The sequence below is a fragment of the Neptuniibacter sp. QD37_11 genome, from assembly GCF_047778105.1.
In the GTDB taxonomy this organism is placed as follows: Bacteria; Pseudomonadota; Gammaproteobacteria; order Pseudomonadales; family Balneatricaceae; genus Neptuniibacter.
On the sequence record NZ_CP180554.1, the window covers coordinates 890,491 to 904,339 of the forward strand.

At 43.9% G+C, this 13,849-nt stretch carries 15 protein-coding genes; 7 read left to right on the plus strand and 8 right to left on the minus strand.

Annotated elements, in window-relative coordinates; genetic code table 11:
- Window positions 1-25: 25 nt before the first annotated feature.
- Entirely contained in the window at window positions 26-658 is a 633-nt protein-coding gene (locus ACMXYT_RS23020; RefSeq protein ID WP_415912758.1) for a helix-turn-helix domain-containing protein, read from the minus strand.
- 360 nt (window positions 659-1,018) lie between these two features.
- On the opposite strand from ACMXYT_RS23020, the gene ACMXYT_RS23025 reads away from it, so the two are divergent.
- On the plus strand, window positions 1,019-1,882 hold the full coding sequence (locus ACMXYT_RS23025) for a hypothetical protein (RefSeq protein ID WP_415912759.1): 864 nt from the start codon (window positions 1,019-1,021) through the stop codon (window positions 1,880-1,882).
- A 77-nt stretch (window positions 1,883-1,959) separates the two neighbouring features.
- On the opposite strand, the gene ACMXYT_RS23030 is transcribed toward ACMXYT_RS23025, so the two are convergent.
- The 5 genes from ACMXYT_RS23030 to ACMXYT_RS23050 form a co-directional block, all read right to left on the minus strand.
- Entirely contained in the window at window positions 1,960-3,480 is a 1,521-nt protein-coding gene (locus ACMXYT_RS23030; RefSeq protein ID WP_415912760.1) for a flotillin family protein, read from the minus strand.
- 53 nt (window positions 3,481-3,533) lie between these two features.
- On the minus strand, window positions 3,534-4,064 hold the full coding sequence (locus ACMXYT_RS23035; protein ID WP_415912761.1) for a hypothetical protein: 531 nt from the start codon (window positions 4,062-4,064) through the stop codon (window positions 3,534-3,536).
- A 72-nt stretch (window positions 4,065-4,136) separates the two neighbouring features.
- On the minus strand, window positions 4,137-5,396 hold the full coding sequence (gene serS, locus ACMXYT_RS23040; RefSeq protein WP_415912762.1) for a serine--tRNA ligase: 1,260 nt from the start codon (window positions 5,394-5,396) through the stop codon (window positions 4,137-4,139).
- 116 nt (window positions 5,397-5,512) lie between these two features.
- A complete protein-coding gene (locus ACMXYT_RS23045; RefSeq protein ID WP_415912763.1) occupies window positions 5,513-6,124 on the minus strand; it encodes a restriction endonuclease in 612 nt (203 codons plus the stop codon).
- A gap of 3 nt (window positions 6,125-6,127) precedes the next feature.
- Window positions 6,128-6,628, minus strand: a complete 501-nt coding sequence (locus ACMXYT_RS23050; RefSeq protein WP_415912764.1) for a YgjV family protein — start codon at window positions 6,626-6,628, stop codon at window positions 6,128-6,130.
- Between the two features lie 91 nt (window positions 6,629-6,719).
- Between ACMXYT_RS23050 and ACMXYT_RS23055 the strand changes: the two genes are divergently transcribed.
- The 3 genes from ACMXYT_RS23055 (at window position 6,720) to ACMXYT_RS23065 (ending at window position 9,894) form a co-directional block, all read left to right on the plus strand.
- Window positions 6,720-7,964 carry a hypothetical protein gene (locus tag ACMXYT_RS23055; RefSeq protein WP_415912765.1) on the plus strand — a complete coding sequence of 415 codons (1,245 nt, stop codon included), beginning with the start codon at window positions 6,720-6,722 and terminating at the stop codon, window positions 7,962-7,964.
- Window positions 7,965-8,287: 323 nt separating this feature from the next.
- Entirely contained in the window at window positions 8,288-9,151 is an 864-nt protein-coding gene (locus ACMXYT_RS23060) for a hypothetical protein (RefSeq protein ID WP_415912766.1), read from the plus strand.
- A gap of 47 nt (window positions 9,152-9,198) precedes the next feature.
- Window positions 9,199-9,894 carry a hypothetical protein gene (locus tag ACMXYT_RS23065; RefSeq protein WP_415912767.1) on the plus strand — a complete coding sequence of 232 codons (696 nt, stop codon included), beginning with the start codon at window positions 9,199-9,201 and terminating at the stop codon, window positions 9,892-9,894.
- A gap of 13 nt (window positions 9,895-9,907) precedes the next feature.
- Here the strand turns inward: ACMXYT_RS23065 and ACMXYT_RS23070 are convergent, their stop codons facing one another.
- Both ACMXYT_RS23070 and ACMXYT_RS23075 read right to left on the minus strand, forming a co-directional pair.
- Complete coding sequence (locus tag ACMXYT_RS23070) at window positions 9,908-10,756, minus strand: hypothetical protein (RefSeq protein WP_415912768.1); 849 nt, start codon at window positions 10,754-10,756, stop codon at window positions 9,908-9,910.
- Between the two features lie 211 nt (window positions 10,757-10,967).
- On the minus strand, window positions 10,968-11,534 hold the full coding sequence (locus tag ACMXYT_RS23075; RefSeq protein ID WP_415912769.1) for a hypothetical protein: 567 nt from the start codon (window positions 11,532-11,534) through the stop codon (window positions 10,968-10,970).
- Window positions 11,535-11,614: 80 nt separating this feature from the next.
- Between ACMXYT_RS23075 and ACMXYT_RS23080 the strand changes: the two genes are divergently transcribed.
- From ACMXYT_RS23080 to ACMXYT_RS23090, 3 genes are read left to right on the plus strand one after another with little or no spacing between them, the layout of a single operon-like run.
- Window positions 11,615-12,484, plus strand: a complete 870-nt coding sequence (locus ACMXYT_RS23080) for a PhzF family phenazine biosynthesis protein (RefSeq protein ID WP_415912770.1) — start codon at window positions 11,615-11,617, stop codon at window positions 12,482-12,484.
- Between the two features lie 21 nt (window positions 12,485-12,505).
- Window positions 12,506-13,270, plus strand: coding sequence for a hypothetical protein (locus tag ACMXYT_RS23085; protein WP_415912771.1), 765 nt, complete (start codon window positions 12,506-12,508; stop codon window positions 13,268-13,270).
- A 33-nt stretch (window positions 13,271-13,303) separates the two neighbouring features.
- On the plus strand, window positions 13,304-13,840 hold the full coding sequence (locus ACMXYT_RS23090; protein WP_415912772.1) for a hypothetical protein: 537 nt from the start codon (window positions 13,304-13,306) through the stop codon (window positions 13,838-13,840).
- Window positions 13,841-13,849: the final 9 nt, after the last annotated feature.

The following is a 13,849-nucleotide window of genomic DNA, read 5'->3' on the forward strand; positions in this document are numbered from 1 at the left end:
CAAAAATAGAAGCGGAATGCAGCCCTCAATCAGCGTGGTAGATGGGGCGATAAGGGTCCGGCTCTTGATATCGAGAGGACCATGTCAGGGGCAGGCCGCCTGAAAGTGCCGCATAGTCATCTTGTGAAATGGTGCTAAAGATTGCTTTAAGCTGCAGTCTTAATTCATTAACGGATGATACGCCAAATTTAAGGTTAAGGCGGCGGATGAGGGTTTTTTCGGTATTTACGGACGTACCCATACGTTCGGCTATGTCTCTTGCTGAAAGCCCCTCAGAGAGCATTTGAGCTATAGCATGCTGCCGAGGTGATAGGCTTGCAAAAGGACCGTTATAGCTGTGTAGACTCAATTTAGGGGTGGGTGATAAAGCAAGTAGTGGATTGCTTTGCTTATGTTGAGCTGGCGTATCCGCTTGAGGCTTACTCCCAAATTCAAGGTCGTCCCATAAGCCACTAGCACCTGATGAGTGAGGGATATTTTTTTCAAAACCATCCTCAGTAGGAGGTTCAGCAAGAGGTTCGTCGTAGGGGCGAGGGGGTGGGTGATCGTGTCCATGGCCTACTGCAAGCATAAGGACGCGAATCTGTTTTTCAAGATAGTCGACTTGGCGCTGAAGGGCGGCAATCTGTTGAAGCTCTGAACGGGGCGAACTGTGCATATCCTGAAATCCGCTGGTGGGTGTCGAGATATTTATAGTGTCACCTTATTGAAAAGTCAATAATTGCAGTAAGTTAAGGCATGGTGGAGGAAGGGGGTGACAGCAAGTAGGGTGACACTTTTGGGCTATAGGGTGACACTATAAGTTAGGGTGACGGAGGGTTACATCTTGGTATGTGAGTGTTTGCTACGCCTATGTTAAGCATTAGCATGAGGTTTAATATTTGTAGATGCATCGGGGTGACTATGTGTCACCCTGAAGTAAAAGGCTGTTGTAAGGGTTGAGGGGGCTTTCTAGGTCTGGCGCTTGTTAAGAATGAGATTATTGGGGCATCTGGATAGTGCTTTGGCTCACCGTTAAATGCTGGCGGGAAAAGATCAGGGAATATCGACAAAAGTCATACAAAGAACTTTTAAAAAACAAGCGGTTATGAAATACTTGCGTTATAAAAATAATAATAAAGGAGTAATCCTCATGTTCCAGACGAATGAGTCTGTGTGCCAACTTGGTTCAGAGAAAACCAATGGTATTTTGGGTGTAAAGCGCCCTATTAAAAAAAGCTATTACCTTCCAATGCGAATCGTAGAAAACGGTGGTGTGATTTCAGGGGAGTATGGCAGCGGAGGTTCAAGAGTCTTGATCTCGTTAATCGGTCAATTTAAAAAGCGATCAGGTCAAGTAATCTTCTTGTGTAGAAATGGCGCCCAACTTGATGAAATTAAAGGCACTTTGCCTGAGGTAAGTCTAGAGGTTGGATCTTTAGGCGGAGGGACTTCATTGGATATGGCTAAAGAAAAGCCGTTAGCTTTATTCATTGATGAGCAAGCAGACTTGAATGATCTTGCAGACTTAATTAAAGAAGGTTTGCGGGGGCCTTATCCTAAAAAAACAACTATCTTTATCTATGATATACCGACCAGCCAAGTTCTCAATCTATCAGGGGCTTTAGAGTCAGAAATTCTAAGCGGTGATATCTGTTTAATTGCTTCATTTGCCCAGTCTTACAGTGGGCTATATAAGTTAGAACCCCTTACTGATTTGCTATTTGAGCAGAATGGCGGTTTCTGTGTTGTCATGAAGGAGCTAGGAGTGAGTCAGGCATGCATACCTTGGTTTGCTGATCAAAGACTGCTCAGTAGCGAAGCCTCACCGATTGATAATGCAGGGAAAGGGATAGTCTATAGTGCTCAGGATAGGGTGGGTGTTGAGGTTTCTTTTACTTAAGAAGTTGAATTAAGTTTTAGTTGTAACTCATTAATAAAAAAGCCACCTTTCGGTGGCTTTTAAGTCTCTACATGAGATTACTTCTGGGTAGAGTCAGCTTCTTCAGCTTTTGGTTCTTCCCAAGACTGAGTATCAGTACCTTCAACCACGTTACCTGAGTTACCGGCTTCTGTTGGTACTTCTGGAGACGTTTCTTCAGATTGGTTGATGAGTGTACCAAGCCACGCAGGAGCTTTGACGCCTGCCATTTCATTCATTGAGTGCATTGGTGCAAGGCCGGAAGTCAGGCTCGACAAAAAGTCCATAGTGCCACCGTTGCCACCATTGCTCTTGCCGCCATCCCAGACTGTAATCTTACCAAATTCTACATTCTGGATTGCTTCAGATTGGATCTTGGTAATCTCAGGGTTCTGTTCAACCATAAGCATTTGAACCGCTGCTTCAGTATTGCCACCTACCGCTTCAACTATTTTTTTGAAGCCCTCGGCTTTGGCTTCCCACAACTTACGCTCGCCTTCGGCTTTGGCTATTAGTGGCTCAAGGATCTTGGCTGCTTCACCTTTGGCGGCAAGTTCTTCCACCTGTTTGGCAGCGTCTGCTGCGATAACATCTTTTTCACGCTGAATCTCCATTGGAACGACTTCTTCCGCGTGTAGACGGGCTTTCTCTTTTTCAGACTCAGATTCAAAGATCGCTTTTTCCGCCTCGTTGGTTGCAACTTCACCCTGACGGTTAGCAGATGCTTCTTTAACTTTCAGTTCTGCATTGGATTGTGCGATTTCCTGAGCCGCCGCGTTTTCACCTTGAACCGTAGCGGAGTTCTGCTGAGCGACATAGACTTCTTTTTCTCGCTCTGCTGCTGCAGTACCCTGTTCAGCTTTAGACTTGTTTTTGGCAACGGCGATTTGCTGTTCACGTTCGGCATCGGATTTACCAATTTCACCTTTCTTTTCTTGCTCAGCAACATCGATTTTGGCCTGCTCGATCGCTTCTGCAGCCGCTTTCTTACCAACAGCTTCGATGTAGCCGCTTTCATCGGTGATGTCAACGATGTTTACCGTCACTAGATCGATACCAATTTTGGCCAGTTCTTCGCCAATATTGGTATTCACTTCAGTAATAAACTTTTCACGGTCTGATGTGATTTCGTCAATTGTCATTGCTGAGATTGCAGCGCGTAACTGACCAATACAAATTTCAGATGCCTTTAATTTGATTTGATCATTGGATAGCCCTAGCAGACGCTCTGCAGCATTCTGCAGAATTTCAGGTTTCGTAGAAATAGCTACTGTTACGTTAGTAGGGATGTTTACACGAATGTTGTTAGAGCTCAGTCCATTTTCCAGCGGTACATCAAGAACCATAGGTTCAAGGCTCATGTACTGGTAATCCTGAAACAGCGGAATGACAAACGTACCACCACCATGAATGGTTTTAGCAGACTTGTTACCCATGGTTTTACCGTAGACCACCAGCACTTGGTTGGGCTGACAGCGGCGGTACTGCTTGACCATAAAGATCGAGAAGCCAATAAATACAATTGCTGGAACAACAAAAGCAGCAATAGTTAGAGCGATGGAATCACCGAATAGATCCATAGTTTAGTTTCCTTTTTTGGTTTTTTATTGAGTTTTTATTAAATCGTTTATTATTAGGCGCGTGTTACAAACAAGCGACCATTGTCATGAGACTCAACCAGTACAGATTCACCTGTAGCGATGGTTTTAGTATCATTTGTGAAGGCATCCAGTGTGCGTTCTGCACCGTTTACCGTTGCTTTCACCAAGCCGGATTTCTTTGCTCTACCTTCAATGGATGTGTAAACGCGGGCAGAAGAACCTTTGCTCAGAACAGCTTCAGACACCTCTGGGGAGTTCAGGGAGAAAAGCTTACGAATCATGAAGCTATACGCCATCATCATTGCTGTACCCGCAACAAAAGCAATCGCGAGACCTTTACCGACACCCATTTCTTCGTGAACACCAAGGTACGTCCATGAGAACATCATCATGAAAGCCAGAACGCTGGAGATAGAGAAGGAGATAAAGTTACCACCGGATTCACCTTCAGTTTCGATGTTATCAACGTAGTCCGTGTCACCGAAAATCAGACCGCCGAGGAGTTTTAAAATAAATAGTGTAGTCGTGGCAATTGCCACAAACTGCAAAACGGTATTATCCATAAAAGTACCTTTTTTCTGTTTTTATTAGTTTTAAGTCATTTACTATAACGTTAATTTAATAACGGTCAAGCCCTAATTCATGTAAGGCTTTAAAACTTCAGGGATAGTTACGCTTCCATCTTGGTTTTGGTAGTTCTCAAGAACGGCCGCGAGTGTACGACCAACAGCCAAGCCTGAACCATTGAGTGTATGAACAGGCTCGTTTTTACCGGTCTCAGGGTTTTTCCAGCGCGCATTGAGGCGTTTTGCCTGAAAACTCCGTGTGTTGCTGCAGGAAGAGATTTCACGGTAGGTCTGTTGTGAAGGAAGCCAGACCTCAATATCGTAGGTTTTAGCGGCACTGAAGCCTGTATCGCCACCACAAAGGACAACTGTGCGGTAGGGAAGGCCAAGAGCCTGCAAAACGTTCTCTGCATGTACTGTAAGTTCTTCAAGCGCAGCAGGTGAATCACTAGGGCGTACAATCTGAACCAATTCTACTTTTTCAAATTGATGCTGGCGGATTAAACCGAGGGTATCCTTTCCGTGACTGCCTGCTTCACTACGGAAACAAGGGGTGTGACCCGTAAACTTCATTGGGAGCATCGCATCTGTAAGGATTGAGTCACGAACAATGTTGGTAAGAGGTACCTCAGCCGTTGGAATGAGGTAGTAGCCCGGCTTGCTGTGTTCCAGACTAAAGAGGTCATCTTTAAATTTGGGTAGCTGGCCTGTGCCTTCAAGGCTGGATTCTTTGACAATGAAAGGTACTGCACACTCTTCGTATCCGTGCTGCTGCGTATGCATGTCCAGCATAAACTGAGACAGTGCTCGGTGGAGTTTTGCGACGAACCCGCGCATTACGCAGAAGCGAGAGCCACTGATTTTGGCAGCAGTCTCAAAGTCCATACCGTTAGCAAGGTCGCCCAGTTCCGCATGGTCGCGCACTTCAAACTCGAAGTAGGGGATGTCGCCCCACTTGCGGATTTCCACATTGTTTGCTTCATCATTGCCAATGGGGACATCCGCATCGATCGGGTTGGGGGTGTGCATCAGCATCGTATTAATGAGGCTGTTAATCGCATACGTATTTTCTTTAAGCTCCGCAATTTTAGCCTGAATGGCCGCACCTTCAGCCTTATGGGATTCAATGTCACCATTTTCCTTGGCGATGGTAGCAAAAGCGCGTGCATGGGACTTCTTTTCTGCCTGCAGTGATTCAAGCTCACTCTGTGACGCTTTTTGACGCGCGCGGGCCTCTAGGAAAAGATCGGCATCAAACTCAAAACCTTTCCGGCGAAGGTTGTCAGTGAACGCTTGAAGGTTCTTCTCAATGTGCTTTGGATCATGCATTTGCTTTTTATTCCTTTTTATTTATACCGTTATCTTATGTAGATTTTCCCTAAATTGGGCGGCATTTGTTAATCAGCAGGGAGATCAAATCTCAAAACTTGACTTCTTAATAAACGCTATAATAAATCATTAAGGGTAATGCGTTCAAGTAGAAGCCAAAGAATTTTTTGGCCACTAATAATGGTGACGACCTTCGAGCTTTCGTGTCGGCCGCTTTTGCCCGTATGAATGAACAAACCGCGAGTGCGGCGTTTCCGGACAATCGTGTCAAAATCATTAAGGTGACTGCCTTTAATATACCCAGAATAGCGTTTCGCTTGAATGAGGTAGTGTTTGCGGTTGATCCAGCACTGCCCATCAATGCCACCATCACCGGTATAGCGCTTATTACGTTTAATTTTCCCACCCTTTGCGGCAATGGCAATTAAGATTAACTCCTCAAATACGAAAGGATCGATTTTTCGAACATATTGGAAAACTGCAGCTTCACCTCGCTGCTTATGGATTTTTTGGATTTTCTTATAAACGCGCTTTGCCTGACGTATCCGCCATCGATGTGACTTTTTACCACCGCGTTTCCATAGGAAGGCCAGTAAGGCCAATATCGAAATGATCAGTCCTTCTGTGGCACCGGGGATTAATAGTAGTTCTGCAGCGAAGTCTTGGAGGATGGGGGTCAGCTCAATCAGCTTGGCAGTATGCGTGCTGAAGAATTCCTGCCATGACATTGTTCAGGCTACCTTAGGTAAGTGTTTCAGCCTATAGATGGTCATAGCATTAAGGCCAATCAGTACCGCATCAGTAATGAAAAGGGGTGGGCTGTTTAGGATGATGGCATTTACGATACCTAGCACTGAGCACGCAATAAGCCCGACTCTGAGGGGTATGTGCGCAAGGGCGAAATAGGCGTAGGTTGCAATTAGGTAAATCACCAATGGAATAATGTCAGTAGGTGTTTGATAGGTTATAGAAAACAGTGACATGCCAAGTAGGGCAAAGAAGGTCATTACCCAGTTGTTTTTAGGCAACAATGAGGCAAGAGCAATCCTCGTTGCAGCGCAACCCACAGTAGCCGCAGCCGCATAACCACCAAGGCCAACAAAGTGCAATGAGAATAATGAAAGGGATAATGCCATTAGGCCTCGAAGTTTTTGGTCGCAGGTTTGCGATACTGCCATGAGACAGCAGGCCATGGCGATGTAACCAATGAGATCCGTCGCTAAAGCGCTCATATGCTAGTATGTAGGTTTTTGTTTGTTTTATTAGATGTTATAATAAATAAAATTAACAGCTGTTACAATAAGAAAAGTAGGAGTCTTTACTATGAACACAGGCCCTCTAGGCAAAGTGGCAAGGAAAGTTACGTTTGAGTTGGGTGAGGTTGAATTAAGTAAGCCTCAACAGAAAGAGTTGTCGCATGAAGTGGCCGCGTGGCACACGAAGGTGGAAGCCCCCGCAGGGACTTATCCTATTGTCGGTCGGTATGATGGCAGCATCTTCCGTGTGGGTGCGAGGATTGAAGGTCGTGTTATCGAGAACTACACACCTTCTCTTTTCGGTGGAGTTGCGTATGGTGGCCGTGATGGATCTGAAGAGGTTGGAAAGCCTTACGATTACGTGATTGGTATTGGCAAGCATCAACTTGAGAGCCCCGTAAATGAAGAGAGAGGAGTAATAATTTCATTGGATGATGGTGTGGCTGAGGCGTTTGAGGTCACTGATGCGTTCTGGGGCTACACAAAATTCCATGCGAGTCATCCAAGTGTGAAGGATCGGGTTATAGACGCACTGGTGGATGTAATTATCAAGGAGCGAGTTTTAGATGAATTAAGCCTTATTCCAGCGCCCATACTTAATGACGACCTATATGACCGATCGATGCTGCATGCTGTATTGAATGAAGCGATGCAGAAACAGATCAGCGGCCTATATCAGGAAGAAAGGGCCATCGAACACCTTGCGCGTGCATTATCTGCAGACTTTATCTGTAAAATGCATTGTGGCAAGAGTTTCAGTGACCTTGGGTTGATGGACAACATGCTTAAAGAAGGCCTGTGGTTCTGGGATGTTGATGGGGTCGGTCATGGTGTGGGGCGTGATTCGGTTGAGCGGTTTGTTGATCAAGAGCTTACCAAGGCGGGCATTCAAGAGCGTGATTTTGATGCTGTTAAATTAGCACTTAAGACTGGAACGCTGCTTGAGGCCGCTGATCGGATTACTGATCGAAATCGTTTCCAAGGTCCCAAGGACTTTAAAGATGCCCATCATGTTTCAGCTGAGGTTGTTAGTCGGGGTCAATTCGACCAGTACGCCGTTGCTGAGGGCTTTGCGAAAGCGGGCTTTGATGTAAAACAGTATGAAACCGTGATGAAGGTCGATCGCTCCATCCAGTCCTACAGTCCGACCACATTGGTTGAAATGGGTGTTGAGCCGGAGCAATATCGTGAGCATTGTGGGAAGGCGAGTACGTTAAATACGCATTCGATTGCTGCACATATCCTTAGAGAAAATGGCATTAAGCCTGAAAAACAGGTTGAGCAGGATAATTCTATCGAGCTTTCCAGATAGAGGTAACTAGGGCTGCAGTATGAGCTCAGCCCTATTAAAGCCCCAATAAGCAATCAAGTTCGCAATATCCTGTAATTAGGATCATCCTACCTTCGATTGCGATGCTTTGACAAACGAAATCATTGATTTAAAAAGATAGTCGCTGAGAGCCCCCTCAATTGTTCAATCACTAACCTGCGTTAGGCTTGCATTTAATAATAAGAGAGGTTGTGGTGATAGCGTTATATTGCCAAGTAATCCTGAATTGGCTGGGAATGATAATTTAAAAAGGTTATAATATTAAGTAGTTAAGCATCCGGATATATTATCCAAGGAAATATTTTATGTTACATGCAGGTCCAATTCATCAGTCCGCAAGTAAAATTAATCTTGTTAGTGTTGGTGGTAGTTCAGTTAGGGAGGTGTTTATAGACAAGCTGATCAGTCAGATTGTAGAAGACCGCGCTCTGGATTCCTTATGCTACATACCATCAACCCTTATAGAAGATTCTTTATATGATAGGGAGGCACTGCGTACAGAATTAGATAAAGTTGTGGGTGAGAGTCCAACTTTCGATTTAAAGGTAGAGAGTGAAGTGCTCGAAAACTTTGCTCATGTTACTTCACTTAGTTATCTCACAGCACTGCATTGCGGGAAGACTTTAAGTGAACTGGGGTTGCATGATGACTACATAGCTAATGGTGTTAAAATGATTTCACATGGAGGTGTTACCATTGCGCCGGATAGAATGACGATTATGAAATTCTGTGATGCGCAATTGAATACACTGGGCATTCAGGATAGGAGCTTTGGCACTGTAAACAATGCTATTCTAACCGGTCGACTGCTGGAGCGTGCCAATATAGTATGCGCTCAGGATGTAAATACATTCTCTTCGCACAGCCACATTCCAAAAGAGGTTGTATCCAGAGGTGGTTTTGATCGGTACTTGGTTGCTGATGCCTATGCTCGTTCTGGATTTCAGCCTAATGAGTATGAGCGAGTTATGAATGTGGACCATGTAATTCAGTGTTACAGCTCTACATCACTTGTGGATATGGGAATAAGGCCTGATCAATATTTACAATATTGCTCGCAAGCCCAAGGAAGAAGTGATTATGAAATTGCATCCCACATTCTTAAGGTAAATGGGATCAAGCCTGAAAAGCAGGCTGATCTGGAGTATTCTGAAGAACTTTCTCGATAAGGCGAGGTGGGACCCTAGTGTAGGCGCAGCCCCGGCTCAAAAAAGTCATGAATAAAGAATATTGTTCTCTCATTGAAGTTATCAAGGCGGAAAAGCCAGATCTATTTGAGTTTCCTGAGCTTGATATTCTGTATCATGTAACGGAGCGCAAGCGATTAAGCTCTATAGCAAAATGGGGTTTATCCCCTAACTTCTATGGGCAGATTCATGGAACTATGGAAGTTAGTACTCCGGGGAAAGCCGTTTACCTAACGACTGATCCCTATCAGGCCAATTTAAACACAGGCTTGTTTGAGAGAAATGGCTTAAGTTTTGGTGAGAATGACACAGGTGATATCGTCGTTCTTAAGATAGATGCGTCAATTCTGAGAGGCTCTCAGGTTGCGCTGTACCCGGATGATGGCCTGTATTGTGGATTTGCTCAAGAGGATATCTTTGAAACGCCTGAGGATATTTCAGAGGCGTTAGGGGTACCTTTAGGGCACGCAGAATCATTATTGGAGCATTGGGACGCTTTCTTGGACACAGAGATGGCGGAAGCATTCCAGTGGCTTACCAAATGGTATCTTGAGGAGCATGGGGATATTGCATTTGAAGGCCTAATACCGCCAGAAAGCATAATTGGAGTTACGCCATACGATCGAGAGGCTTATCTGAATGCAAACTTAATGATGGAGCAGTGTGGGTTTGATGGACTGCCTGATGCACCTCCAGAAGAGTTAGGTGACAACTTAAGCCTATAATAAAGCTTCATAATTAATGATAAATCACGATCGTATCGCTTTGTTTTGACAGGGGTAATCCCCTTCGTTCTACAGCTTTCTTGTTTATAGATAGGACCGTTTCTCTTGGAAATAAAGTGGATTGAGAGTGTAAGCGCTTTATAATCACATTTGCAGTAGATCTGACGGTCGGATATATCCCTAGTAAAATACCCAATTTCACGTACTTTGGAAAGGTTGTAATGGTTACTAATTTGTATTTCCAAGCATTAGTGGCAATGTAGGGTAAAAGCACTCCATTTTGGGTAGCCATAGGATCATACAAAACTAGTAAAGCCTGTTTTGAGTCTGGTTGACTGAAAAACTCCGCGTAGGAATCAAGAACCTTATCTCGAGAGTTTACCATTTGGGCATTTAGAGTGAGGTCATCATGAGCTAAGGCTTCTTTAAGAGAGTTTACGTACTGAGCATTAGGGGTGCTGTAAATAACGGAAATGCCAGCAATCCCAAGATTAGCTTTCTTTATACTCTTAATAAGTGTGTCCGGGGCAATTCTGTAAGGTGCACCTATATGACCGGTGGGTACAAAAGGTAAGCCTGCGATAATATAAGAGGTTGGATTAAGGTTGCTTACAGCAAAACTAAACCCGCTTCTCCCTAAAACAATATACTTGGCTGTTTTGCTTGCAAGATCAGAGGGCTCGTGCTCACCAATTTGAACTATTTTTGAGTTTGGTAATTTTGAGTGTAGTTGATACGACAGCTGGTTTATTGTGTCTGAAGGGCTACGCCCACCAGCCTTGATGATGAAAATATCTTCAGCATAGGTAGGTGTACTTCCAAGTAGCGCTATGGAGAATAGAAAGGGTAGTATAGTGCGCATGCGAAAGTAGAATGTTATCCCTGATGAGTCTATATTGTAGACAATTAAGCCATATTGTCAATGAGGGTATCTATAACATTATAGAATTAATGTGCTTATTTAAATAACAAGTATTTGAGTAGAATACCTTGATACGCAAGGTAGAAGAAGCATAACTGTCGACAGTTATGCTTCTATAGGCATGTGGATTGTAAAGGTAAATTCACTCCTTCTAAACCCAATAATGACACTGATACCTAACGAAGCAAGCTGCTGCCCACGCTTCATCTGAAGGCAACCCTTTTGCGGAAAAGAAACCGAGTGATAAGCTAAACCAATCTTGTGAATTGCTTGAGTCGATTTTGTTATCTGGGTCTTCTTGGCAGTGGTCCGATTTGCAAAAGTTTTCAAACTCTTTAATGGCATACTTCACGGAGGGTGAAAACTCAGACCATTCATCCTCAGCTGCGGGGTTGTCAGCAAGAGGAGAGTGGTCAATCTTAACGACCTCCAAAGTATTTATAGCTTCAATGAGCTCTGCCATAGAAACAGGCCCAAATTGCGAATCTGAATGGACGTTAGATATCCAGTCAAGATCCATGGTTCCATTATGAATATTGAGGGCGTTGTGGAGGGAGTCAAAAGCACAGTGATGGGCTTGAAGGGCATTGGCATATTCACTGTTGGGTGTTTGATCTATCTGTACGTCATTTAAAGTATTGGCAGAATCATTTCGTAATGCGGTTGCCAAGCGGGAAGTAAGCATAGCTAATTTTGCCTGATTCAGTGAGGTTGTCATAGGTCACCTAAGCTATTGTTTATTATAAAGGTAAATAATGATATGATTTCACTCACACCCAGTCAAGAGAGACTTATTGTATGCAAACCGTATCATTTAGGCAGGTGGATGTATTTACATCAAAGCCCTTTAGAGGAAATCCTGTCGCGGTTGTAATGGGAGGGGACAATTTTACTACAGAGCAGATGCAGGAGATTGCGAGTTGGATAAACCTTCCTGAGACAACCTTTGTAGTTAAGCCCCATAATAAGGATGCAGATTACGGAGTTCGGATATTTACAACGTCGTCTGAATTGCCTTTTGCAGGCCACCCGACAATAGGAACCGCACATGCGTTGCTTGAGTCTGGTGCTATTGAGGCTAAAAGGGGCGCAGTATTGCAGGAGTCGCCTGCGGGTATTTTTGAGGTATTTGTCGATGATGATCTTATCGGCTTTGAGATGCCACCAGCACATATAGTAGGGGTTTCAAAAACACATGCCGTCTGGTTAGATCGACAGTTTGGCTCTGGAATATTAAGCAACAAGCCTCCTCTCTTTATTGATGTGGGAATTAAATGGCTAGTTTTGGAAATGAAGAATGCCTCCACGGTCATGAGCGTAATTCCCAATACTGAAGATATTTTAAAGTTCAGTAAGGAGAGTGGAATCGCGGGGATTGTGATTTTTGGAACTGAAAGCGAAAGTAATGAAGAGTGGACAGAGGTTAGAGCCTTTTTGCCGTCTTTGGGCACGAATGAGGATGCTGCATGCGGGAGTGGCAACGGCGCAGTTGGTTATTTTATGCAGCATTATGCTGATAAGCCTACTGAAGTTGAGAGATTTATTCGGCAAGGGCGTCACGTTGGGCGAGATGCATACATTTCTTTAGGGTTTTCATTAGACGGTAAGGTTAGTGTAAGGGGTTCCGCAGTAACCTGCCTTGAGGGACATATTTTGGCGCCAGCCTAAATTAAAGGATAACCTTATTCTATGATTGAGCAGTTCAGAATAAACAGCTCCGATCTTTATCTTGATATTGACGGGGTTCGAACTATTGGTGATAGCCAAGATAGCGGCCGATTAAAATATATCCAATCGAATGCAATGGCTCTGGGTGATTTAATCGGTCATGTTGATCAGCAAAATGTCTTTCCTGAGATATTCTTGGAGGGTGTATGGCACTTTATACAGGATCACTGTTGTTCTGTTAATTTCCTTATGGAAATCAAGGTGGGTAAGGATATGAGAGGGCGTGGCCTTGGGAACGGTTTAATGGAAGCTCTAGGCAAAGAGGTGTGGGAGGATGATTTTTCATTTCTGTTTGCAAGGGTTGAAATTCCACAAAAAGAAGGGTTTAACCTAGAAAAGTTTTATAACGGCTTTGGGTACGAAGGACTGATCAAAATGAATGGCGACTTACTTATGGCGAGAACTAATCATTTGCCATTATTGCGAGGATATCTAGGTTTGCCGGACAGAGGGGCTATTACTAAAGCGTATAAAGGTTGCCTTGGCGGTGAGGCGTTACAAGAGCCTTCTGAATGCCGGTATGAGCAGCTTTTTACTAAGGTCGACTTAATCCTCAAGAATTCAACCGGAACTACACTGAGTGATTTAGATCTTGATGAAGATGATTTAATAAGTTGCATGTGGCCAGATCAAAGCTGGTCCGCTAGCACCATTGTTAGAAAGCTTAAGGATGAATATGGCTTAGGGTCACTAAAAGCAAGAAATTGTCTTAGGAATGAAATGTAACCTGATGATTTGATTGTATTTAGAGGTGTATGTATGGGCAGTATGATTTACTCTTACAGGAAGACAAGAAAGCAGCAATCGCACACATTCATAATGATCGCTTTGTCTTGTTATGCTTACATTGCTGGTCTCTTCTTATATGAAGAGCACTTCAATGACACGATCTCATTTGATTTTAAGATGGTATATTCGGGAATTTTTGTGGTAGCAAGTTTAGTTCTGTTTGCTGTGGCGTGGTGGCTGAGATCACATCCTGCAACTTATGAGGTTAAAATAACTAAAGAGCGTTTCATTATAAGTTACCCAAACTCAGAACTTTGGTCTTTTGATGTGGCAATTTCCGATATTAAGCGTTTTGAATATCGGAACACTCTGTCTCATGCTGGCCAAGGAAGTGCGCGAGCCGGTATTCTATTAAATGATGGGAATTTTCATGAGGTTTGCATGAATTATGGTGCAAATATTGGAGCAATGCATAAGGCCATTAGAAAAATTCGCCCAGAAATAGAATTTCCAAAAAAGCTAAACCAAAAGGTCTCCGGCTTTGTGGAGAGGGACTATGACGCATGAGTAATCATG